General features: G+C 61.9%; 21 protein-coding genes. 7 read left to right on the top strand and 14 right to left on the bottom strand.

Annotation, left to right across the window (positions count from 1 at the left end):
• Positions 1–53 precede the first annotated feature (53 nt).
• From VRB54_RS00950 to VRB54_RS00940, 3 genes are all read right to left on the bottom strand, one after another.
• The gene (locus VRB54_RS00950) at positions 54–836 is read right to left on the bottom strand and encodes a MetQ/NlpA family ABC transporter substrate-binding protein (protein ID WP_338479178.1); all 783 of its coding nucleotides are present in this window, start codon (positions 834–836) and stop codon (positions 54–56) included.
• 127 nt (positions 837–963) lie between these two features.
• Positions 964–1,890, bottom strand: a complete 927-nt coding sequence (locus tag VRB54_RS00945) for a sigma 54-interacting transcriptional regulator (RefSeq protein WP_209987203.1) — start codon at positions 1,888–1,890, stop codon at positions 964–966.
• Between the two features lie 44 nt (positions 1,891–1,934).
• The gene (locus tag VRB54_RS00940; protein ID WP_338479177.1) at positions 1,935–2,516 is read right to left on the bottom strand and encodes an alpha/beta hydrolase; all 582 of its coding nucleotides are present in this window, start codon (positions 2,514–2,516) and stop codon (positions 1,935–1,937) included.
• Positions 2,517–2,699: 183 nt separating this feature from the next.
• Here VRB54_RS00940 and VRB54_RS00935 point away from each other — a divergent pair, with 183 nt between their 5' ends.
• A complete protein-coding gene (locus VRB54_RS00935; protein ID WP_338479176.1) occupies positions 2,700–3,902 on the top strand; it encodes a CynX/NimT family MFS transporter in 1,203 nt (400 codons plus the stop codon).
• Positions 3,903–4,162: 260 nt separating this feature from the next.
• Here the strand turns inward: VRB54_RS00935 and VRB54_RS00930 are convergent, their stop codons facing one another.
• Positions 4,163–5,206, bottom strand: coding sequence for a fatty acid desaturase (locus VRB54_RS00930; protein ID WP_338479175.1), 1,044 nt, complete (start codon positions 5,204–5,206; stop codon positions 4,163–4,165).
• A 100-nt stretch (positions 5,207–5,306) separates the two neighbouring features.
• Here VRB54_RS00930 and VRB54_RS00925 point away from each other — a divergent pair, with 100 nt between their 5' ends.
• Positions 5,307–6,311, top strand: coding sequence for an AraC family transcriptional regulator (locus tag VRB54_RS00925; protein WP_338479174.1), 1,005 nt, complete (start codon positions 5,307–5,309; stop codon positions 6,309–6,311).
• Between the two features lie 178 nt (positions 6,312–6,489).
• On the opposite strand, the gene VRB54_RS00920 is transcribed toward VRB54_RS00925, so the two are convergent.
• Positions 6,490–6,855 carry a response regulator gene (locus tag VRB54_RS00920; protein WP_209987189.1) on the bottom strand — a complete coding sequence of 122 codons (366 nt, stop codon included), beginning with the start codon at positions 6,853–6,855 and terminating at the stop codon, positions 6,490–6,492.
• A 100-nt stretch (positions 6,856–6,955) separates the two neighbouring features.
• On the opposite strand from VRB54_RS00920, the gene VRB54_RS00915 reads away from it, so the two are divergent.
• Positions 6,956–7,429 (top strand): GlcG/HbpS family heme-binding protein, encoded by a 474-nt coding sequence (locus VRB54_RS00915; RefSeq protein WP_209987186.1) that lies wholly within the window; start codon positions 6,956–6,958, stop codon positions 7,427–7,429.
• A gap of 27 nt (positions 7,430–7,456) precedes the next feature.
• Positions 7,457–7,867, top strand: coding sequence for a hydroxyisourate hydrolase (uraH, locus tag VRB54_RS00910; protein ID WP_338479171.1), 411 nt, complete (start codon positions 7,457–7,459; stop codon positions 7,865–7,867).
• A 1-nt stretch (position 7,868) separates the two neighbouring features.
• On the opposite strand, the gene VRB54_RS00905 is transcribed toward uraH, so the two are convergent.
• Positions 7,869–8,555, bottom strand: a complete 687-nt coding sequence (locus VRB54_RS00905; RefSeq protein WP_338479170.1) for a Crp/Fnr family transcriptional regulator — start codon at positions 8,553–8,555, stop codon at positions 7,869–7,871.
• A gap of 83 nt (positions 8,556–8,638) precedes the next feature.
• On the opposite strand from VRB54_RS00905, the gene VRB54_RS00900 reads away from it, so the two are divergent.
• A complete protein-coding gene (locus VRB54_RS00900) occupies positions 8,639–9,166 on the top strand; it encodes a DUF962 domain-containing protein (RefSeq protein ID WP_338479169.1) in 528 nt (175 codons plus the stop codon).
• Positions 9,167–9,290: 124 nt separating this feature from the next.
• Here the strand turns inward: VRB54_RS00900 and VRB54_RS00895 are convergent, their stop codons facing one another.
• The 6 genes from VRB54_RS00895 to dibA all read right to left on the bottom strand — a co-directional run bounded on the left by VRB54_RS00895 (position 9,291) and on the right by dibA (position 15,514).
• Positions 9,291–10,271, bottom strand: a complete 981-nt coding sequence (locus tag VRB54_RS00895) for a sulfate ABC transporter ATP-binding protein (RefSeq protein WP_338479168.1) — start codon at positions 10,269–10,271, stop codon at positions 9,291–9,293.
• Positions 10,272–10,274: 3 nt separating this feature from the next.
• On the bottom strand, positions 10,275–11,147 hold the full coding sequence (gene cysW, locus VRB54_RS00890) for a sulfate ABC transporter permease subunit CysW (RefSeq protein ID WP_338479167.1): 873 nt from the start codon (positions 11,145–11,147) through the stop codon (positions 10,275–10,277).
• A 13-nt stretch (positions 11,148–11,160) separates the two neighbouring features.
• A complete protein-coding gene (gene cysT, locus VRB54_RS00885; RefSeq protein ID WP_159953615.1) occupies positions 11,161–11,979 on the bottom strand; it encodes a sulfate ABC transporter permease subunit CysT in 819 nt (272 codons plus the stop codon).
• Between the two features lie 111 nt (positions 11,980–12,090).
• Positions 12,091–13,101, bottom strand: a complete 1,011-nt coding sequence (locus VRB54_RS00880) for a sulfate ABC transporter substrate-binding protein (protein WP_338479166.1) — start codon at positions 13,099–13,101, stop codon at positions 12,091–12,093.
• 69 nt (positions 13,102–13,170) lie between these two features.
• Positions 13,171–13,353 (bottom strand): sulfur starvation response protein OscA, encoded by a 183-nt coding sequence (gene oscA / locus VRB54_RS00875; protein WP_003170956.1) that lies wholly within the window; start codon positions 13,351–13,353, stop codon positions 13,171–13,173.
• Between the two features lie 247 nt (positions 13,354–13,600).
• On the bottom strand, positions 13,601–15,514 hold the full coding sequence (dibA, locus tag VRB54_RS00870) for a phosphodiesterase DibA (RefSeq protein WP_338479165.1): 1,914 nt from the start codon (positions 15,512–15,514) through the stop codon (positions 13,601–13,603).
• A gap of 166 nt (positions 15,515–15,680) precedes the next feature.
• On the opposite strand from dibA, the gene desA reads away from it, so the two are divergent.
• Positions 15,681–16,865 (top strand): delta-9 fatty acid desaturase DesA, encoded by a 1,185-nt coding sequence (gene desA / locus VRB54_RS00865; RefSeq protein ID WP_003238729.1) that lies wholly within the window; start codon positions 15,681–15,683, stop codon positions 16,863–16,865.
• Positions 16,866–17,053: 188 nt separating this feature from the next.
• Positions 17,054–18,055 (top strand): sensor domain-containing diguanylate cyclase, encoded by a 1,002-nt coding sequence (locus tag VRB54_RS00860; protein WP_338479164.1) that lies wholly within the window; start codon positions 17,054–17,056, stop codon positions 18,053–18,055.
• Between the two features lie 135 nt (positions 18,056–18,190).
• On the opposite strand, the gene gabT is transcribed toward VRB54_RS00860, so the two are convergent.
• On the bottom strand, positions 18,191–19,468 hold the full coding sequence (gene gabT, locus VRB54_RS00855; RefSeq protein ID WP_057009891.1) for a 4-aminobutyrate--2-oxoglutarate transaminase: 1,278 nt from the start codon (positions 19,466–19,468) through the stop codon (positions 18,191–18,193).
• A gap of 183 nt (positions 19,469–19,651) precedes the next feature.
• Positions 19,652–21,094, bottom strand: coding sequence for an NADP-dependent succinate-semialdehyde dehydrogenase (gene gabD / locus VRB54_RS00850; protein ID WP_057009892.1), 1,443 nt, complete (start codon positions 21,092–21,094; stop codon positions 19,652–19,654).
• Between the last annotated feature and the right edge of the window lie 248 nt (positions 21,095–21,342).

Raw genomic sequence — 21,342 nt, 5'->3', positions numbered from 1 at the left:
CCGACGCTGTAGAAGCCGTCGGCGTTGAAACCTTGAAGGGGTTTTGCGTTACATCAGAACGCCGGCACGACCGCGCCGCCGTATTTTTTCTCGATGAAGGCTTTCACTTCCGGGCTGGTCAGCGCCTTGGCCAGTTTCTGGATGGCATCGCTGTCCTTGTTGTCCGGGCGGGCCACCAGGAAGTTCACGTACGGCGACTTGGCGTCTTCGATGATCAGCGCGTCCTTGGCCGGATTGAGGCCGGCTTCCAGGGCGTAGTTGGTGTTGATCAGCGCCAGGTCAACCTGGTCGAGCATGCGTGGCAGCAATGCCGATTCCAGCTCGCGGAACTTCAGGTGTTTCGGGTTGCTGGCGATGTCTTTTGGCGTGGACAGCGCATTGGTTGGGTCTTTCAGGGTGATCACGCCGTTCTTTTGCAGCAGCAGCAGGGCACGGCCGCTGTTGGAGCCCTCGTTCGGGATGGCAACGGTGGCGCCGTCCTTGAGGTCTTCGATTTTCTTGATCTTTTTCGAGTAAGCGCCGAAGGGTTCAACGTGCACGCCGATCACGGTGACCAGGTTGGTGCCCTTGCCCTTGTTGAAGTTTTCCAGGTACGGCAGGGTCTGGAAGTAGTTGGCGTCCAGACGCTTCTCGGCCACTTGCACGTTGGGCTGTACGTAGTCGGTGAAGACCTTGACCTGCAGGTCCACGCCTTCCTTGGCCAGGGTCGGCTTGACCAGCTCGAGGATCTCGGCGTGCGGCACCGGGGTGGCGGCCACCACCAGTTTCTCGTTGGCCTGGGCGAAGCCGGCAGTCAGGGCAGCCGCCAATGCGGTAAACAGCAAAACCTTTTTCATGCAGTGTCCTTAATCGAAAGTGCGGGGCGTCTCTGACGACCGTTTTTATGTAAGGTGCCAGCGATGTGCTATCGCGGCGTGAAGCGGACAATACCGATATTTTTTATTCCCGAACAATATCTTTTATTCACGTTGATATTCCATTTTGCTCATGCAGGAATTTCAGCAGGGTTTCCTGCTCGGCAGGGCTGGCGCTCTGGTAAATCCGTCGTACTTGTTCCAGCGCAGAACCCGCCACCGGCAGGTTCAAATGCTCCGGCAGGATCTCATCGCCGCTGCTCACCAGTAACGCGAAGTGAATAACGTTTTCCAGCTCACGGGTATTGCCCGGCCAGCTGTGCTGTTCCAGCACGCGCTGGGCCGCCTCGCTGATCAGCGGCACCGGCAACTCCAGGCGTTGACTGTAGATGCCGAGGAAATATTCGGCCAGGGACAGGATGTCGCCCACCCGCTCGCGCAGCGCCGGCAACTCCAGCTTGCCTTCGCTCAGGTAATGAAACAGCCGCTCATTGAATTTGCCGGCCGCCACCGCCTGGGCCAGGTCGATGCTGGTAGCCGCCACCAGGCGCACGTCCACCGGGCTTGGCTGCTGGGCACCGACGCGGGTGACTTCATGGTTTTCCAGGGCCGCAAGCAACTTGACCTGGATCGGCAGCGGCAGGTCACCGATCTCATCCAGGTACAAGGTGCCGCCATTGGCCGAGCCAAACCAGCCAGCGCGGCTGCTCACCGCACCGCTGTGGCTGCCTGCCGCATAGCCGAACAATTCGGCATCGGCGTAGGTGGGGCTGATCGCGCCGCAGTTGACCGACACAAACAGCCCGCTGCGATCACTGCCTCGGTGGATATGCCGCGCCAGCAGCTCCTTGCCGCTGCCGGTCTCGCCGCGAATCAACACGGGCAAGGCGCGTGGGGCCAGGCTTTCGAGGTCTTCGCGCAATTGCCGCGAACGTGGGTCGACAAACACCAGTGCCTTGGCGCGGATGCTCAGCGGGCTCTTTTCGGCATCGGGGAAGGTCAGCAGTGGCTGGCCGAAGGTTTCATGCAGACTCATGGCAGGCTCCCGTCCCATCCGTTCGGGACGGGACGTTGAAAAAATTATGCACTGCGCCGGGCGTGGTGTTCGAGGCGACTTTGCAGGCGATAGAGGTAGGCGAAGCCCTGCTCCCAGCGCCGGTGACCAGACTTCACATTGATATGCCCGGCACCGGACAAGATGCCCGCTTCGGCACCCCAGTTGCGGGCCAGTTCCAGGGCGCGCGGGGCGCTGACGGCACTGTCGTTGTCGGAGCTGACCACCTGACTGGGAAACGGCAGCAAATCGGACGGAATCGGCGCGAAGTTGCGCAGGGCCGGGGCGCAAGCCGGGCGCTCCACATCGGCTGGCGCCACCAGCAAGGCACCGCGCACCTGCCGCAAAAAGTGCACGGGCGCGGTGGCCGCCCAGTGGGCGACGGTGATGCAGCCCAGGCTGTGGGCAATCAGGATCACCGGCGTGCTGTCGGCCGCGATGGCTTCGGCCAGTGCGGCCACCCAGTCTTCGCGACGCGGAGTGAGCCAGTCGGCCTGCTCCACGCGTGAACTGTTGGGCAGGCTGTTTTGCCAATGGGTTTGCCAATGATCTTCTGGCGATCCTTGCCAGCCCGGCACGATCAGGTAACGAATCGACTCGCTGTGCATGGGTGTGCCCTCCTGCAGCGTTTAACGTTGCTGGCCAGTATAGGGACGCGGTTTATATTCGTTAAGGAATAAGAAGCTATTTATTAATAACTGAAACGCAGCTTCAAAATTTAAGCGGCAAGCTGCAAGTTGGAGCCGGGCTCTTCATACTGGGTGTTGTTTGATGTTCAGGGACAGATCTGCATGACGCTTAATTCTTCACTCGCGGGCCGACTTGCCGGCTGGGGTCTGCTGGTGGTGCTGGGTCTTAATCTGCGGCCGATCCTCAGTTCCATCAGCCCATTGCTCGGCGAGATTCGCCAGGCGACGGGGCTGAGTTTTCAGAGCAGCGCCCTGCTCACCAGTTTGCCGGTGGTGTGCATGGGCTTGGTGGCGCTGGTGGGCGTGCGTGTGGAGGCGCGTTTGGGTGAGCGCCGTGGCATCGCCCTGGGCCTGATAATGATTCTGCTGGCGTGCCTGGCGCGCTGGGTACTGGGCCAGGCGTCGGCGCTGCTGATGACGGCGCTGCTGATGACGGCGCTGCTGGGCGGCGCGGGGGTGGCGCTGATCCAGACGCTGGTGCCGGCGATGATCAAACGTGAATTTCACCAGCGCGTGCCGGTGGCGATGGGCGTGTATTCGGCCTCGCTGATGGCCGGCGGCGGGCTGGCAGCGTTGCTCAGCCCGGTGGTGGCCACGCATTTCCAGCAGTGGCAGGCAGGCCTTGGCGTATGGCTGTTGCCCGCGCTGGGGGCGTTGCTGTTGTGGGCATGGTTGCCCCTGGGCGCGGCGAGAAATGTGCAAGTGGCACCGGCGTTCAAAGGGCTGCGCAATCGTCGCGCCTGGCTGCTGGCGCTGTATTTCGGCTTGGTCAATTGCGGCTACATGAGCCTGGTGGCCTGGCTGCCCGCGTACTATCAGCAACTGGGCTGGGGCGTGCTGCCCAGCGGTTCGCTGCTGGCGTACATGACGATCTTCCAGGTACTCGCCGCGCTGCTGATACCGGTGCTCGCGCAACGTGGCAGCGACCGTCGCCCGCTGCTCGGCATCAGCCTGTCAGCGCAGGCCATCGGTTATCTGGGATTGATCCTCGCGCCGCAGACCCTGCCGCACCTGTGGGTAGCGCTGTGCGGCTTCGGCCTGGGCGCGTGTTTTGCCCTGAGCCTGCTGCTGACCCTCGACCACCATCGCGACCCGCGCCGGGCCGGGCAACTGGCCGCGTTCGTGCAGGGTGTGGGCTTTTTGATCAATGCGATTTCGCCGTGGCTGACCGGCTGGCTGCGTGAATTCACCGGGCATTTTGTCAGCGCCTGGATCGTGCTGACCGTGACGGTGCTGGCGATGCTGCTGGTAACGCGGCTGTTCAGCCCGGCGAGCTGTGCGGATGGACCTTTAACGTCCAACTGATCTTCCAGTGGCGAGCGCTAATGCCGTTCATTTAAGCGCAAATTCCCTGTGGCGAGCAGGCTTGTCCTGCGTTGGGCTGCGCAGCAGCCCCAAAACCAGGCGCTGAGCCGTATCAGGTACACCGAGTTTCGCTGGATTGGGGGCGCTTGCACCCCAACGCGGGGCAAGCCCGCTCGCCACAATAAGCCCACACATTTTCCTTAACTGAACGGCATTAGGGCGAGCCCGCTCGCCACACATGCATTTGGGCAATAAGACCTTCAAGCGTGCGCAGGCGGCTCCAGCCGATTGGCCCGCGCAAACGTCCCGAAATCATTGAAGCGCACACCCATCTCGGCCATGACCTTATGCCCCACCTTGGCGGTCATCTGGCGGATGTAGAACGGCTCTTTCACCACAAAATGGTGAATCCCGTGGGTGCTGCCAAAGTTGAAGCAGAAAGCCTGCAACGGCCACATCCACCAGGGGTTAAGAACCTGGGTCTGCTGAATCACATTGCCCAGTTCCACATCGCCGTAGTAGTGCATGTTGGAGCTGACAAAGTGCAGGCAAAAGGTGCGCAGCACGTTGGGGCCGATGATCACCACAGCAGCGATGTCGATCACCTGCATCGTCTGCAAGGTGCCGACGGACCACTCGATCGGCGCGCCCAGCAGACTGGCGATGCCGTTGGCGGCATGGAAGCCGAGGAAGACATACCACGCGCCCCAATGCAGCAGCGCCAGCGGTGCGTAGACCAACACGACACGCTTGAGGATCTTGAACTTGTGGCCCCAGGTGTTGGCGCGCAACAGACGGATCAACGCCGACATCAGGTTATCGCCCACCATCAGCAAACGCGCAAAGCCCCAAGGCTCGCCATTGGTGATGGCGCGCTCTTCCATATCGGCTTCGGTGCCGGAGAACTTGTGATGGTTGAGGTGCAGGTGCCGGCGTATCCACGGGTTGATGGTGCTGGGGCGCGCCAGCCACACCAGGCCCATCATCAGGTTGTGGGGCACACGCTGCTTGCGAAAGTACATGCTGTGGATCAGGTCATGTTCCAGCTCGTGGGTCAGCGACGCGAGGAAGGCGTTGAGCAGCAGGCAAGCCCACCAGGCCATATACCCGGTGATGTAGAGCGCCGCCGAACCGATCATGCCCAGCAAAGCGAAGGCCAGGATGCCCGCGCCGATGGCGTCCTGATGCGACAGCCAGGGGTGCTGCTGGCGCAGGCGCACGCCTTCGGCCAGCACCACTTCACGGATATGCGCCGCACGCTGTTGCGCGTTCATCTGCCGGGGGCTTGCAGAAGTACCGTCCATGCTCCCATCCTCTGTTTATTGATGGATGTATCCTGACTCACGCGGTACGTCAGGGCATCAGCTCCACACGCCAACCTGTTGACCGCAAGCGCCAATCATCATGACCGAACCCACGTCCCTCGCCAGCTGGACCCGCGCCCTGCGCAAGCAGCTCGATGCCCTGGGCCTGGACAGCGCCGCGCTGTGCGTGCAGGCCGGGCTCGACCCGCAGCAGATGGACGACCCCAATGCGCGCTATCCGCTGTCGGCCACCACGCGCCTGTGGGCGCTGGCGGTGCAGGCCAGCGGTGACCCGGCAATTGGTTTGCGGGTGTCGCGGTTTGTCAGCCCCACCACCTTTCACGCGCTGGGTTACGCACTGGTGGCCAGCGGCAGTCTGCGTGAGGTGTTCGAGCGCATCGTGCGCTATCACCAGGTGGTCAGCGATGCGCTGAGCCTGGAGCTGACCCGTCACGGCGATCACTACAGCTTTCGCCTGCTGCAACCCGAAGGCAGCCCGGCACCGGCACCGGAAGCCATCGATGCGTTTGCGGCGATCTATGTGCGCACCTGCCGCAACCGCCTGGGCCGCGACTATGCGCCGTTGGCCGTGTACCTGCGCCGTGCCGAACCGGCCGATGCCGGCCCGTGGCACACGGTGTTCCGCGCGCCGGTGTTTTTTGGCGCTGAGGAGGACCGCCTGGAGTTCGCCGCCCACGATTTCGACAGCCACCTGGACGACGCCAACCCGGAACTGGCCGAACACAACGAAACCGTGCTCAAGCGCACCCTGGCGCAACTGCAACCGCTGACCTGGGAGCGCAAGGTACGCGCCGCCATCGAGGCGCAGTTGCCCGACGGCGAGCCGGGCGCCGAGCGCATTGCCCAGGCGCTGCACTTGAGCCTGCGCAGCCTGCAGCGGCATCTGGCGGATGAGGGGTGTCGCTTTGATGCGCTGCTCAACGAGTGCCGGGAGAATCTGGCGCTGCAGCATTTGCGCGATCCGCAGTGCTCATTGGCTGAGATCAGTCATCTGTTGGGGTTTGCCGATACCAGCAGTTTCAGCCGGGCGTTCAAGCGCTGGACGGGGATGACGCCGGGGCAGTTCAGGGATGGGTTGCGATAGCGGGATGTAGGGTGTTTTTGGGGGCCTCATCGGGAGCAAGCCCCCTCCCACATTTGACTGTATTCACAAAGCTAAACAGGGAAAACTTGCTCCCCACTTGAATGTGTTCACAGATCAAACTGTGGGAGGGGGCTTGCCCCCGATAGCAATGGTGCACGCACTGCAAATGCCGGATCAGTCAGCGCCCGCGATCACGCCGCAACAGCTTCCTCACCCGCGCCACCAACGTCCTGGCCTCGAACGGTTTGAGCAGGTAGTCATCCTCATGCAACTCCAACCCGCGCAGGCGATCTTCGATCCCGCCCGGCGTGGTCAGGAACAGTACCGGTGTGTCGCCGCGCTGCCGAATGGCCTGCTGCAGCTTCCAGGCGTTCAGCCCGGGCAGCATCACATCCAGGATCACCAGGTCGTACACGGTGCTTTCCACAAACCGCTGCGCCGCCATGCCGTTGGCCGCGACTTCCACGCCGAAGCCCGCTTCGCTCAAGCCCTGGGCCATACGCTGCGCCAGCTCGGGCTGGTCTTCCACTAACAACACCTGCATGCCTTACCTCTGGGTTTGATTACAAACCTGTCATCAAATTGTGCGGCTTCTGACCACGTTCACTGGCTACCGTGACGGCCTGCTTTCTGGAGCCATCACCATGCATCGCACTGCCCTGTTCCTCAGCCTCGCCGTCTGCACCGCAGCCCTGGCGACGCCGCAACTGCCCCGCTACGCCACGCTGGATTTGCACACCGCGCGCCAACTGGCCGATGCGAGCCTCACCCATTGCAGCGCCGCGCTGACCGTCCTCGACCGTGGCGGCAACCTGCTGCTGGGCCTGCGGGCGGACGGCGTCGGGCCGCACAACAGCCTCGCCAGCCAGCGCAAGGCGTACACCGCGCTGTCGACCAAAACCCCGACCCGGCTGTTTGCCGAACGGGCGCGCAACAACCCCGAAGCCGCCAACCTTAACAGCTTGCCCGAGTTGCTGTTGCTCGGTGGCGGCGTGCCGCTGTTCGCCGACGCTGAGCTGGTCGGCGCGCTGGGCGTTGCCGGTGCCGGCGGCGCAGCACAGGACGAGTCCTGCGCACTTCAGGCCGCCGAGCAACTGGGCCTGAAAACTTCCCTCTGATTCCAACTCCTACAAAAGGACTTCTCGATGAAAACCCTCAGCATGACCCTCGCCGCCCTCAGCCTCAGCGGCCTGTGCACCCTGGCCCAGGCCGACGGCAACCCGTTGAGCGTACATGTGCTCAACCTGGAAAACGGCCTGCCGAGTGCCGGCGTGAACGTCACCCTGGAGCAGCACGTGGGCGAGCAATGGCAATCGCTGTCCGCAGGCATCACCAACCAGCAAGGACGCATCGCCGAACTGTTCCCCGCCAACCGCAGCATGACGCCGGGTGAATACCGCGTGGTGTTCAAGACTGGCGACTATTACAAAAAGGCCAACCGCGAGACGTTTTTCCCGGAAGTCCCGGTGATTTTCCAGGTCAAGCAGGCCGACCAGCATTACCACATCCCGCTGTTGCTGAGCCCTTACGGGTTCTCCACCTATCGCGGCTCGTAGTTCATGGCCCGGCGACCTGCCGCAGACCTGGCAGGTCCAGCACTTCAATCGCGCCGTAACTCAAGCCGATGATGCCCTGTTGCTCCAGCGCCTTGAGCAGGCTGTTGGTGGTCTGGCGCGACAGGCCCAGCATTGCCGCCAAGTCCTCCTGGGGCAGTTGCAATGTGCGGCGCGCCTGGTCTATTTCGCCGTAGCCCTCGGCGATCATCAGCAATCGATGGGCCAGGCGCGCAGACGCGGGCATCAGGCTCATCTGTTCGATATTGATCAACGACAGGCGCAGTTTGTGGCTCATCAATAGGGCCACGTCGCGCCAATACGCCGGATGGTCTTCGAGGAGGTCGAGCATCGCCGCCTGCGGCACCTGCAACAACGTGCATGGCCCCATGGCCAGGGCATCGTGGGTGCGCGGCAGGTTATCGAACAGGCAGATTTCGCCGAACCAGTAAGGCGTTTCCACCAGGCTCAACACCGCCTCCTTGCCTTGAGCATTCACCGCGCTGATGCGCACTGCGCCTTCGAGCACCGCGTACAGGCCGCAGGGCGGGTCGCCGCGCTTGAACAGGCACTGCCCCGCCGTGAGCGTGCGCAGCCGCGCTGTCGCCAGCAGACTACGCTGTAGCGCTACCGGCAAATGGCTGAACCAGTGACCGCTGGCCAGGCGGGCGTGCCATTTCTCTACGTCCATGAGAACTCCGAAGATTGTCGCCCAGCTGACAGTCAGGCGCAGGCTGACGGGGCATGATCAAACATCCTACAGGAGGAACAACAATGAAAAGCCTCGTCGACCACCTCAGCCAGTACGCCGCCTACCACCGTGACCCGCGCAATATCGCCAGCCACTTCATCGGTATTCCGTTGATTGTGGTGGCGGTGGCCGTGCTGTTGTCGCGCCCCGAATGGACAGTCGGCGGTCTGTGGATTTCACCGGCGGTGATCGTGGCATTGTTTTCGGCGTGGTTTTACCTGCGCCTGGAACTGGCCCTGGGCGTGCTGATGACGGTGCTGATGGGCTTGTCGGTGTGGGCCGGGCACGCGCTGGCCGCGCAGAGCACCCTGGTGTGGCTGAGCAGCGGCATCGGTCTGTTCGTGGTGGGCTGGGTGATTCAGTTTGTCGGGCACTACTACGAAGGCCGCAAGCCCGCGTTTGTGGATGATGTGTCGGGGCTGATTGTGGGGCCGTTGTTCGTGGTGGTGGAGGCGGCGTTTTTGCTGGGGTTGCGACGCGAGCTGAAACAGCAGATCGAAGCGCGCTCCGGGCCAATGGCACGCCGTGATCTAAAACCAAGTGAAGTCTGAATGTGGGAGGGGGATCGCTCCCGATGGCAGTGGGTCAGCTACTGAATAGGTGGCTGATACACCGCTATCGGGAGCAAGCCCCTCCCACATTGGCCCGATTTTCACATTGGGTATGGCGGCGTTTTCAGACTTTTTGCCAGACCTTGGGTTTGAAGAATAACGTCTCCCCGCGCGCCAGGCCGGTCAGGCTGTCGTGGTCTTTCACCACTTCGGCTTCGATCAGCTCGCTCTGGCCTTCGACCTTCAACGTCACCCGCGTGGTTGCGCCCAGCGGGCGAATATCGCGCACCTCGGCCGCATGGTGATCCTCCAGCTCATGGCGCGACAGCGACACTTCGTGCGGGCGGAACAGCACGTGCTGGTCTTCGCCCAGGTGCAGGCGGTTGGAGTCACCGAGGAAGTGATACACAAAATCGCTGGCCGGATTTTCGTAGACTTCACCCGGTGAGCCGATCTGCTCGATCACGCCTTTGTTCATCACCACGATGCGGTCGGCGACTTCCATGGCCTCTTCCTGGTCGTGGGTCACGAACACCGAGGTCAGGTTGATGTCTTCGTGCAGACGCGCCAGCCAGCGGCGCAGCTCTTTACGCACCTTGGCATCGAGGGCGCCGAACGGCTCATCCAGCAGCAGCACCTTGGGCTCGACCGCCAGGGCGCGCGCCAGGGCGATGCGCTGGCGCTGGCCGCCCGAGAGTTGTTCCGGGTAGCGATCCGACAGCCAATCAAGCTGCACCATGTTCAGCAGCTCGTGAACCTTGGCGGCGATCTGAGTTTCGCTCGGGCGCTGGTTTTTCGGTTTCATGCGCAGGCCGAAGGCGACGTTGTCGAACACGGTCATGTGGCGGAACAGCGCGTAGTGCTGGAACACAAAGCCGACGTTGCGATCGCGCACATCGTGGCCGGAGACGTCTTCGCCGTGGAACACGATGCTGCCGTCATCCGGGGTTTCCAGCCCGGCAATGATGCGCAGCAAGGTGGTCTTGCCGCAGCCGGACGGGCCCAGCAACGCCACCAGCTCGCCACTCTGGATGTCCAGATTGATGCTGTTCAGGGCCTTGAAGGCGTTGAAGTTCTTGCTGACATTACGGACTTCGATCGACATGACTTATTCCTCACCGGCGCTTTTACGCAGGCGGTTGATACGGTTCTCGCTCCACTGCTTGAGCAGCAGGATGAAGAGCGCCAGGATCAGCAACAGGCTGGCCACCGCAAACGCGGCAACGTGGTTGTATTCGTTGTAGAGAATCTCGACGTGCAGCGGCAGGGTGTTGGTGACGCCGCGAATGTGCCCGGACACCACCGACACCGCGCCGAATTCACCCATGGCCCGTGCGGTACACAACACCACGCCGTAAATCAGGCCCCACTTGATGTTCGGCACGGTCACGTGCCAGAACATCTGCCAGCCATTGGCGCCGAGCAGGCGCGCGGCCTCCTCTTCCTGGGTGCCCTGTTCCTGCATCAGCGGGATCAGCTCACGGGCCACGAACGGCACGGTGACAAAGATGGTCGCCAGCACGATGCCGGGCAAAGCGAACACGATCTGAATATCGTGCTCCTGCAACCACGGCCCGAAGAAGCCCTGGGCGCCGAACATCAGCACATAGACCAGGCCCGCGATCACCGGCGATACCGAGAACGGCAAGTCGATCAGCGTCACCAGGATGCTCTTGCCACGGAACGAGTACTTGCTCACGCACCAGGCCGCGCTGACGCCGAACACCACGTTGAGCGGCACCGAAATCGCCACGGCAATCACTGTGAGTTTCAGCGCTGACAGCGCGTCGGGTTCGAGGATGGCCGCGAAGAACGCGCCGAGGCCATTCTTCAGGCCCTGGGACACCACGATAAACAGCGGCAGCAGCAAAAACAGCGCAAATACCAGCCAGCCAAGGCCGATCAGGATTCGCCGCGACACCGCGCTGCCACGCCGGGCCGCATTGGCCGAGGACGCGGCGGAAATAGACGATTGGGACATGTTCCGCGCCTCCTTATGGACGTTCGATGCGCCGCTGCAGCAAGTTGATCAGCAGCAGCAACACAAAGGAAACCACCAGCATCAGCACACCGATGGAGGTGGCACCGCGGTAGTCGTACTGGTCGAGCTTGACCATGATCAGCAGCGGCAGGATTTCGGTCTTCATCGGCATGTTGCCGGCGATGAAGATCACCGAACCGTACTCACCCACGCCTCGGGCAAACGCCAGGGCAAAGCCGGTGAGCCAGGCCGGCAGCAGCGCGGGCACGAGGATGTAGCGGAACACCTGCAGCGGCTTGGCGCCCAGGCAGGCGGCGGCTTCTTCAATTTCCCGGGGGATGTCGGCGAGTACCGGCTGCACCGTGCGCACCACGAAGGGCAGGGTGACGAAGGTCAGCGCCAGGGTGATGCCCAGGGGCGTGTAGGCGATCTTGAAGCCCAGGTCAGCGGCGAACTGCCCAACCAGGCCGGTCGGCGTGTACAGCGCGGTGAGCGCGATACCGGCCACGGCGGTGGGCAGGGCGAACGGCAGGTCGATCATCGCATCGATGATCTTGCGACCGGGGAAGGTGTATCGCACCAGCACCCAGGCCAGCAACGTGCCGATCACACCGTTGATCAGCGCGGCGTAGAGCGCGGTGCTGAAGCTCAGTTTCAACGCCGCCAGCACGCGCGGGGCGGAGATGATGGCCCAGAACTGATCCCAGGTGAGTTGAGCGGCGTGGACGAACATCGCCGCCAGGGGGATGAGCACAATCAGGCTGAGGTACACCACGGTGTAGCCCAGCGTCAGCCCGAAGCCGGGTATGACGGGGGAGATACGACGCGACATGAGAGTCCTTGGTTAAAGGGTAGAAACCACTACTGTAGAAGCGCGCTTTGTGGAGCGGGTTTTCCTGTGGGAGCTGGCTTGCCTGCTCCCACAGAAGAGCGCTCCCATGGGTTACTGCGCCGTGTAGATCTGGTCGAACACGCCACCGTCGTTGAAGAATTTCGGTTGGGCAGTTTTCCAGCCGCCGAAGTCTTTGTCGATAGTCACAAGGTCCAGTTTGGGGAACTGCCGGGCGTATTTGGCGGCGACTTTTTCATCGCGTGGGCGGTAGAAGTTCTTCGCCGCAATCTCCTGGCCAGCCGGGCTGTACAGATGCTTGAGGTATTCAGTGGCGATCTCGGTGTTGCCCTTTTTCTCGGCGTTCTTGTCGACCACGGCCACCGGTGGTTCGGCGAGGATCGACAGGGACGGCACGACGATGTCGAACTTGTCGGCGCCGCCGTCTTCTTTCAGCGCCAGGAACGCTTCGTTTTCCCAGGCCAGCAACACGTCACCCTGACCGTTGTTGACGAAGGTGATGGTCGAACCGCGCGCGCCGGTGTCGAGGATCGGCACATGCTTGAACAGTTCCTTCACGTATTCCTGGGCCTTGGCTTCGCTGCCACCGGCCTTGAGGCCATAGGCCCAGGCGGCGAGGAAGTTCCAGCGCGCACCGCCGGAGGTTTTCGGGTTCGGCGTGATCACCGACACGTCTTTCTTGACCAGGTCGCCCCAGTCCTTGATGCCCTTGGGGTTGCCCTTGCGCACCAGGAACACGATGGTGGAGGTGTAAGGCGTGCTCGCGTCCGGCAGTCGGGTCTGCCAGTTTTCCGGCAGGGTTTTGCCCAATTTTGCGATTTCGTCGATGTCGCCGGCCAGGGCCAGGGTCACCACGTCGGCACGCAGGCCGTCGATCACAGCACGACCCTGCTTGCCAGAACCACCGTGGGATTGTTGGATCTTGACGGTGTCGCCGGGGTGGGACTGCTTCCAGAAGTTGGTGAACTCCGCGTTGTAGTCCTGGTACAGCTCACGGGTAGGGTCGTACGAGACGTTGAGCAACTCGTAGTCCTTGGCAACGGCGGAACCGGCAAACACGGCACTGGCCAGCGCGGCCAGAGCATAACGGCGAATCGACGACATGGAAGCTCCTGGAATTCTGGGTATTGGCTTTTTCTTATGGTTGCGGGTGTTGCGAATCGCCGTTGCTGCCTAGCTCGGTTTGTTACCCGGGTTCTGCAAACGGAATTTCTCTTTACGCTCGATCTGTACCACCTGTGCGTTGTGCACAGTGATTTCCACCGCGCCGAACCGCAGGTCGCGCAGCGCGCTCTGGATCTCACGCAAAATGGCTGCTTCGTCCTGGCCGTCGACGCTACGAAGAGATGCGCTCATGGTCTCGCTCCTGAAATGAATAGTGCCTGGCAGTGGCGGAACTGCTTGCGGCGTGGGAGCGATAGTAGATAAGCGCGGATATTCTTAAAAATACTATTTAAGAATGTTTATATAACTAAAAATTTAAGTCGAACGAAGATGCAATTGTGGGAGGGGGCTTGCTCCCGATGGCGGCGGATCAGCTGATCAATGTGCCAACTGGTAAACCGCAATCGGGAGCAAGCCCCCTCCCACAGTCGACTGGGTTTCAAGTTCGAATCGCGCGGGAGTTTGACCATTCAATGTCTGTGGCCGGCTTGGGCTTTCCAAACCAGTACCCCTGCCCCATATCGCACGCCTGCGCCAGCAGGAACCGCGCCTGCTCCACTCGCTCGATGCCTTCGGCGTGCACCTGCATGCCCATGCTTTTAGCCAGGGCGATCACCACGCGTACGATGGCAACGTCATCTTCATCCTCCGGCAACCCGGCGACGAAACCCTGGTCGATCTTGAGTTTGTGCACCGGCAGGCGCTTGAGGCGTAGCAGCGAAGAATATCCGGTGCCGAAGTCATCGATGGCCAGGCGCAGGCCCAGTTCGCGCAGGCGGTGCAGCTGTTCCAGGGCCATGTCGGGGTCGTCCATTACCGCGCTTTCGGTGACCTCCAACTCCAGGAAAGCCGGGTCAAGGCCGGTGTCGTGCAGCACCCGCGCCACGTGTTCGTACAGCTCGCGCCGGGCGAACAGCCGGCTGGAGACGTTTACCGCCATGAACCCCAGCGGCTTGCCCTCGGCCAGCCATCGGCACATCTGCCGACAGGCCTGGAGCATCACCCACCCGTCGATATCGGCAATCAGCCCGGTGCGCTCGGCGATGGGGATGAATTCGCCGGGCGGTACCAGGCCGCGCTCCGGGTGTTGCCAGCGCACCAGCGCTTCGACACCGATCAGGCGACCGTTCTGCAGGTTGTGCACCGGCTGGTAGTAGACGCGCAGTTCGTCGCGGTCGAGGGCGCGCCGCAACTCGCCGGCGATTTCCACCCGGCTTTGCGCGTGGGCGGTGAGCTCTTCGGTGTACAGCGCGAAGCCTTCGCGGCCCGCGCTCTTGGCCTTGAACAGCGCCGAATCGGCGTTGCGCAGCAGTTGTTCGGCACTCAAGGCATCGCCGGGGAACAGGCTGATGCCAATGCTGGCGCTGATAAACAGCTGGTTGCCATCGAACACGAACGGATCCTTCATCGCCGCGAGCATGCGATGCGCCAGGGCTGCCGCCTGGGTTACCTGTGGACAGTTTTCCGCCAGCACGGCGAACTCGTCCCCGCCCAGGCGCGCCAGGGTCACGCCGGGGCCGAACAGGCCCGCCAGCCGCTCGCCCACGCGCTTGAGCAACTGGTCACCGACGTTGTGGCCCAGGCTGTCGTTGATGATCTTGAAATGGTCCAGGTCCAGCAGCAGCAACGCACAGCCACGTTTGTGCACCTGCGCCGACGCCAGGGCCTGCTCGGCGCGGTCGCTGAACAGCAGGCGGTTGGGCAGGTCGGTCAGCGGGTCGTGATGGGCCAGGTGCGCCAGTTCGTGCTCGGAGTCCTTGATGGCGCTGATATCGGAAAACACCGCGACGTAATGGCTGACATGGCCGTCGTCGTCATGGATGACCCGGATGGTTTGCCACTGTGGATAAATCTCGCCGCTTTTGCGCCGGTTCCAGATTTCGCCGCTCCATTCACCCTCTGATTCGAGGGTCTGGAACATCTGCCGGTAAAAATTCGACGAATGGCGCCCGGACTTGAACAGGCTCGGTTGCCGCCCCAGCACCTCTTCGCGGCGGTAGCCGGTGATGGTGATAAAGGCGCGATTGACATGCACGATCTGGCCACCGCTATCGGTGACCAACACCCCTTCACGGGTGCAGTCGAACACAGCGGCAGCCTGGCGCAGACGCTCGCGGTTTTCCTTCAAGGGGCGCAGCAGACGGTTGGCACTGGCAGCGCGGGCGCAGATCAGACAGATCAGCAGCGCACTCAGCGCCATCCATATATAGCCGCTCACCTGAAAACCGTACTGCAATGCCTGGGGTTCATCGAGAAAGTTGATCAATAAAAGGGGGCTGAGCAGCAGCCACGCGATGGAAACCAACAGGTAGACCAGCCCCATCAGCAGGGCACCTCGGTACGAAAACAGCATATGCCCAGTAATCCTTACCCAAAAAACAGCATCGCCCTACATAGGTTACGGATTATAGAATAAGAAACATCCAGTCACTCCTATCTGAAAGGGTGTCTGGTTTTCTGTGTAGGCTTAGTGATAATGCGTGAGCTGTTCTTTTCTTTATCTGAGGGCCATACAGCCTATGTGGTACAACGGTTTTCTTGATCTGTCAGCCTGGCAACTGGTGGCAGTCACCCTGTTGATGACCCACGTGACCATTGTCGGGGTCACGGTTTATCTGCATCGCTATTCAGCCCATCGCTCCCTGGAGCTCAATGCCGGCCTGAAACACTTCTTCCGTCTCTGGCTGTGGCTGACCACGGCGCAGAACACCCGTGAGTGGACTGCCATCCACCGCAAGCACCACGCCAAGTGCGAAACCGTCGATGACCCGCACAGCCCGGTGATCAAGGGCCTGTCCACCGTAATGCGCAAGGGCGCCGAGCTGTACCGCGCCGAAGCGGAAAACCCGGAGACCCTTCGCATCTACGGCAAGAACTGCCCGGACGACTGGATCGAACGCAAGCTCTACACGCCCTATCCGCTGCTGGGCGTGGCCATCATGGGCGTAATCGACCTGCTGCTGTTCGGCACCATCGGCATCACCATCTGGGCGATCCAGATGATGTGGATTCCGTTCTGGGCCGCCGGCGTCATCAATGGCCTGGGGCACGCCGTGGGCTATCGCAACTTCGAATGCCGCGACGCCGCCACTAACCTGGTGCCGTGGGGCATCATCGTTGGCGGCGAAGAGCTGCATAACAACCATCACACCTACCCCAACTCTGCCAAGCTGTCGGTGAAAAAGTGGGAGTTCGACATGGGCTGGGCCTGGATCAAAGTGTTCAGTTTCCTGCGTCTGGCCAAGGTGCAGCGGGTTGCGCCGATTGCACACCGCGTCGAAGGCAAGGGCCATCTGGACATGGACACCGCCATGGCGATTCTCAACAACCGCTTCCAGATCATGGCCCAGTACCGCAAGCTGGTGATCGGGCCGCTGGTCAAGCAGGAGCTGGCAAGGGTCGACCATTCGGTGCGCCACCAATTCCATCGCGCCAAGCGCCTGCTGTCCCGTGAAACCAGCCTGCTGGACGATCGCCATCACCTGCGCATCCAGAGCCTGCTGGAACACAGCCAGGCCCTGAAAGTGATTTACGAGAAGCGCCTGGCGCTGCAACAGATCTGGGTCAAGACCAGCTCGAACGGTCACGACATGCTGGCGGCGATCAAGGAATGGGTGCACGAGGCCGAGGCCAGCGGTATTCAGTCGCTGCGCGATTTTGCCCACCAATTGAAGACCTACTCGTTGCGTCCCGCGACGGTCTGACGGTGCCGTGGGAGGGTTCGCCCTCCCACTTATCCTGTTTCTGACGTCATTTTCCGGGCACCGACAATCCGTGCCGTTCATGGAACTTCGACGCATTTACCCTCTCTCAAAGAACACTTCGCCATCATGGTGGCCCCTTGTTGTGACCGCTGTTCCACCTTGCGGCGCGCCCAGAGAGAGTTGTGCCGATGGTTCACGAAAAGCCCCTTTCGCCTGACCTTCCAACCGCTGAACCGCCCCGCCCGGCGGCGGCTGCCACCCTGCTTGCGCTGATGCATGCCCAGGGTGAAGTCGAGCGTCTGAGTGAGCGCGAGCAGTTGCTGAGCTCGCTGCTGGTGAGCGTGAATGCGGTGCTGTGGGCTGTCGACTGGGAAACACGTCGCGTGCTCTACGTGAGCCCGGCTTACGAGCGGGTTTTTGGACGAGCGGCAAGCCTGCTGCTCGCCGACCACCGCGAATGGCGTAACAGCATTCACCCCGAAGACCTCGACTACGCCGAACAGAGCCTGGCCCGCGTGCTGACCACCGGCGCCGTGGAAGACCGTGAATACCGCATCATCACAGCCGACGGGCAAATTCGCTGGCTTTGCGACAAGTGCTACATCAATCAGCAGGCCGATCCCGACAAGCCGCTGATCGTAGTGGGTATCGCCGAGGACATCACCGAAAAGAAGCAGTTGGAGCTGGAGCTGCACCGCCTGGCCACTACCGATGTACTGACCCAGAGCAGCAACCGCCGGCACTTTTTCGAATGCGCCAACCAGGCCTTCGATATCGCTTCCGCCCAGGGCGCGCCGCTGGCGTTCCTGTTGCTGGACATCGATGACTTCAAGGACATCAACGACACGTACGGCCACCTGGAGGGCGATCAGGTGCTGCGGCGTATCGCCGAAAGCGGCCGAGGGGTATTGCGCCGTGGCGACCTGTTCGGACGCATTGGAGGCGAAGAGTTCGCCGCCGTGCTGCCCGGTTGCGCACCGGAGATGGCGCTGCAGGTGGCGCAGCGCCTGGGCAGAGAGATCCAGGCACTGAGCTTCAGTTATGACGGCCGCGCCTTCAACGTGACTGTCAGCCAGGGCCTGGCGAACCTGCGCGACAGCGACTCGACCCTCGACAGCCTGTTCGCCCGCGCCGACGCCGCCATGTACGAGGCCAAGCGCCTGGGCAAAAACCGCGTGATCGCCGACTGATGTGATGCCGGGCACAAAATAAATGTGGGAGGGGCTTGCTCCCGATAGCGGTGTGTCAGCCCTATATTTGTTGGCTGATAGACCGCTATCGGGAGCAAGCCCCTCCCACAAGGGTTCATCTGTGTAATCAGATGTTTAGAGCTCGGAGAAGCACTCTTCGATGATCGCCAGTCCTTTGTCCAGTTGCTCGTCCGGCGAGGTCAGCGGTACCAGCACGCGCAACACGTTGCCGTAGGTGCCGCAGGACAGCAGGATCAAGCCCTTGTCCCGCGCCTTGGCCACCACGGCGGCGACCGCTGCAGCGTTCGGCTTGTGGCTGTCGCCGTCTTCGAACAGTTCCAGCGCGATCATCGCGCCCAGGGCGCGCACTTCACCGATCACCGGGTACTTGGCCTGAATCGCCTTGAGGCCGGTCACCAAACGCTCACCCACCGCTTTGCAACGGTCCAGCAGGTGCTCTTCCTCGAACACCTCCATCACCGCCAGCGCAGCCGCGCAGGCAATCGGACTGCCGGCGTAGGTGCCGCCCAGGCCGCCCGGCGCGATGGCGTCCATGTATTCAGCCTTGCCGCACACACCGGCCAGCGGGAAACCGCCGGCGATGGACTTGGCGAAGGTGGTCAGGTCGGCGGCAACGCCCATCTGTTCCATGGCGAAGAAGGTGCCGGTACGGCCAGCACCGGTTTGCACTTCGTCGGCGATCAGCAGGATGCCGTGCTTGTCGCACAGTTCGCGCAGGCGCTTCATGAAGGACTTGGGCGCGACGTAGAAACCGCCCTCGCCCTGCACCGGCTCGATGATGATGGCAGCGATATCACGCGGCTCGGCATCGTTCTTGAAGATGCGCTCGATGCTGGCGATGGCGTCGTCGTCGCTCACACCATGCAGTTCGTTCGGGAACAGCGCGCGGAACACGCCGCCGGGCATCAGGCCCATGCCGGCCGAGTACGGCACGACTTTGCCGGTGAGGCCCAGGGTCATCATGGTGCGGCCGTGGTAAGCGCCGGTGAAGGCGATCACGCCGGCACGGCCGGTGGCGGCGCGGGCGATCTTCACGGCGTTTTCAACAGCTTCGGAACCGGTGGTGACCAGCAGAGTTTTCTTGGCGAAATCCCCCGGCACCTTGGCGTTGATTTTTTCGCACAGCTCCACGTACGGCTCGTACGCCAATACCTGGAAGCAGGTGTGCGTCAGCTTGTTCAGTTGCTCGGTCACGGCCGCGATGATTTTCGGGTGCACGTGGCCGGTGTTCAGCACGGCGATACCGCCGGCGAAGTCGATGAACTCGCGACCTTCAACGTCGGTCACGGTGGCATTCTTCGCGGACTCGGCGAAGATCGGGTGAATCTGGCCAACACCGCGCGGTACAGCGGCTTCGCGGCGTTTCATCAGGGAAGCGTTGGTCTTGCTCATAAAGTCCTCATTCGCCACTCATCGGGTGGCGCTGTGCAAGGAAATACGTGGCGGGGAGCCACTGCGGCAGCATGCGATGATCGACTGCCACAGCGTTCCCGGCCACTGCGAATAACAGTGTGAAACACGCAAAGGGTCAGCGCTCTCGTGCCCTTTGCGTTTACTGCAATGCCAAACCGGGGCTTAGATGCCCAGGCAGAGGTATTTGATTTCCAGGTAATCCTCGATCCCATACTTGGAGCCTTCACGCCCCAGGCCCGACGCCTTGATGCCGCCGAACGGCGCCACTTCGTTGGAGATCAACCCGGTGTTGACGCCGACCATGCCGTATTCCAGCGCCTCAGCCACGCGGAACACACGGCCCAGGTCGCGGGCATAGAAGTAGGACGCCAGGCCGAACTCGGTGTCGTTGGACATCGCGATCACTTCGGCTTCGTCTTTGAAACGGAACAGCGGCGCCAGCGGGCCGAAGGTTTCTTCCTTCGCCACGGCGGCATTCTTCGGCACATCGACCAGAATGGTTGGCTCGAAGAAGTTGCCCTCCATCGCCTTGCCACCGGCCAACAGCTTCGCGCCTTTGCTCAGGGCATCAGCGATATGTTCCTTGACCTTGGCCACGGCTTTTTCGTCGATCAGCGGGCCGGTGGTAGTACCGTCTTCCAGACCGTTGCCGATCTTCAATTTGGCCACGGCCACTTTAAGTTTTTCGGCGAACGCGTCGTACACCGAATCCTGAATGTACAGGCGGTTGGCGCAGACGCAGGTCTGCCCATTGTTGCGGTACTTGGAGATGATCGCGCCTTCGACGGCCTTATCCAGGTCAGCGTCATCGAACACGATAAACGGCGCGTTGCCGCCCAGCTCCAGGGACACTTTCTTGATGTCCTTGGCGCATTCGGCCATCAGCTGACGACCGATTTCGGTGGAGCCAGTGAACGACAATTTACGCACAATCGGGTTGCTGGTCAGCTCACCGCCGATGTCGCCGGCGCTGCCGGTGACCACACTCAGCACACCGTTCGGGATACCGGCACGGTGCGCCAGCTCAACCAGTGCCAGGGCCGAAAACGGCGTTTGCGACGCCGGCTTGATCACCATGGTGCAACCGGCGGCCAGGGCCGGACCGGCTTTACGGGTGATCATCGCGGCCGGGAAGTTCCACGGGGTGATGGCAGCGGTCACGCCGATAGGCTGCTTGATCACGATCAGGCGCTTGTCGGGCTGGTGGCCGGGAATCACATCGCCGTAGATGCGTTTGGCCTCTTCGGCAAACCACTCGATAAAGGACGCGGCGTAGACGATCTCGCCCTTGGCCTCGGCCAGCGGCTTGCCCTGCTCCAGGGTCATCAGGCGAGCGAGGTCGTCCTGGTTTTCGATCAGCAGCTCGAACCAACGGCGCAGCTTGTTCGCGCGCTCCTTGGCGGTAAGCGCACGCCAGGCCGGCAGCGCCTTGTCGGCGGCCTCGATGGCACGGCGGGTTTCCGCGGCGCCCATCTTCGGCACGGTGCCGAGAATCTCGCCCGTGGCCGGGTTGTTGACCTTGATGGTTTGACCATTGTCCGCGTCGACCCAAGCCCCATCGATAAAGGCTTGCTGGCGGAACAACTGGGTATCTTTGAGCTGCATGTCGGCTTTCCTTAACAGCACCGCGCGCACGCGGAGCGAATTAGAGTTGTAGAAAGGCGCCTTGTGGGCTGCCGTCAGGGAAATCAGCCCCAGCGCGCAACGTGAGTGAAACGGCGCACGGGAGACAGAGCGTTTGAAATCTCAAACGAATCCTAGGAGCAATGGGGGTACAGGGCAATAGTCTGTTCGAAAAAAAGAACGAAAAGCGCCCGCGTGTCCGGTGAGTCTGATCAGCGTGTGAGAACAGC

Source organism: Pseudomonas trivialis (genome assembly GCF_036864995.1).
GTDB lineage: Bacteria > Pseudomonadota > Gammaproteobacteria > Pseudomonadales > Pseudomonadaceae > Aquipseudomonas > Aquipseudomonas trivialis.
The sequence above is the reverse complement of the archived record's forward strand: the minus strand, read 5'-3'. Positions and strand labels throughout refer to the sequence as shown.

Coding starts and splice junctions, on each gene's coding strand:
- VRB54_RS00950 (WP_338479178.1), bottom strand. CDS start 836: ATGAAAAAGGTTTTGCTGTTTACCGCATTGGCGGCTGCCCTGACTGCC.
- VRB54_RS00945 (WP_209987203.1), bottom strand. CDS start 1,890: ATGAGTCTGCATGAAACCTTCGGCCAGCCACTGCTGACCTTCCCCGAT.
- VRB54_RS00940 (WP_338479177.1), bottom strand. CDS start 2,516: ATGCACAGCGAGTCGATTCGTTACCTGATCGTGCCGGGCTGGCAAGGA.
- VRB54_RS00935 (WP_338479176.1), top strand. CDS start 2,700: ATGACGCTTAATTCTTCACTCGCGGGCCGACTTGCCGGCTGGGGTCTG.
- VRB54_RS00930 (WP_338479175.1), bottom strand. CDS start 5,206: ATGGACGGTACTTCTGCAAGCCCCCGGCAGATGAACGCGCAACAGCGT.
- VRB54_RS00925 (WP_338479174.1), top strand. CDS start 5,307: ATGACCGAACCCACGTCCCTCGCCAGCTGGACCCGCGCCCTGCGCAAG.
- VRB54_RS00920 (WP_209987189.1), bottom strand. CDS start 6,855: ATGCAGGTGTTGTTAGTGGAAGACCAGCCCGAGCTGGCGCAGCGTATG.
- VRB54_RS00915 (WP_209987186.1), top strand. CDS start 6,956: ATGCATCGCACTGCCCTGTTCCTCAGCCTCGCCGTCTGCACCGCAGCC.
- uraH (WP_338479171.1), top strand. CDS start 7,457: ATGAAAACCCTCAGCATGACCCTCGCCGCCCTCAGCCTCAGCGGCCTG.
- VRB54_RS00905 (WP_338479170.1), bottom strand. CDS start 8,555: ATGGACGTAGAGAAATGGCACGCCCGCCTGGCCAGCGGTCACTGGTTC.
- VRB54_RS00900 (WP_338479169.1), top strand. CDS start 8,639: ATGAAAAGCCTCGTCGACCACCTCAGCCAGTACGCCGCCTACCACCGT.
- VRB54_RS00895 (WP_338479168.1), bottom strand. CDS start 10,271: ATGTCGATCGAAGTCCGTAATGTCAGCAAGAACTTCAACGCCTTCAAG.
- cysW (WP_338479167.1), bottom strand. CDS start 11,147: ATGTCCCAATCGTCTATTTCCGCCGCGTCCTCGGCCAATGCGGCCCGG.
- cysT (WP_159953615.1), bottom strand. CDS start 11,979: ATGTCGCGTCGTATCTCCCCCGTCATACCCGGCTTCGGGCTGACGCTG.
- VRB54_RS00880 (WP_338479166.1), bottom strand. CDS start 13,101: ATGTCGTCGATTCGCCGTTATGCTCTGGCCGCGCTGGCCAGTGCCGTG.
- oscA (WP_003170956.1), bottom strand. CDS start 13,353: ATGAGCGCATCTCTTCGTAGCGTCGACGGCCAGGACGAAGCAGCCATT.
- dibA (WP_338479165.1), bottom strand. CDS start 15,514: ATGCTGTTTTCGTACCGAGGTGCCCTGCTGATGGGGCTGGTCTACCTG.
- desA (WP_003238729.1), top strand. CDS start 15,681: ATGTGGTACAACGGTTTTCTTGATCTGTCAGCCTGGCAACTGGTGGCA.
- VRB54_RS00860 (WP_338479164.1), top strand. CDS start 17,054: ATGGTTCACGAAAAGCCCCTTTCGCCTGACCTTCCAACCGCTGAACCG.
- gabT (WP_057009891.1), bottom strand. CDS start 19,468: ATGAGCAAGACCAACGCTTCCCTGATGAAACGCCGCGAAGCCGCTGTA.
- gabD (WP_057009892.1), bottom strand. CDS start 21,094: ATGCAGCTCAAAGATACCCAGTTGTTCCGCCAGCAAGCCTTTATCGAT.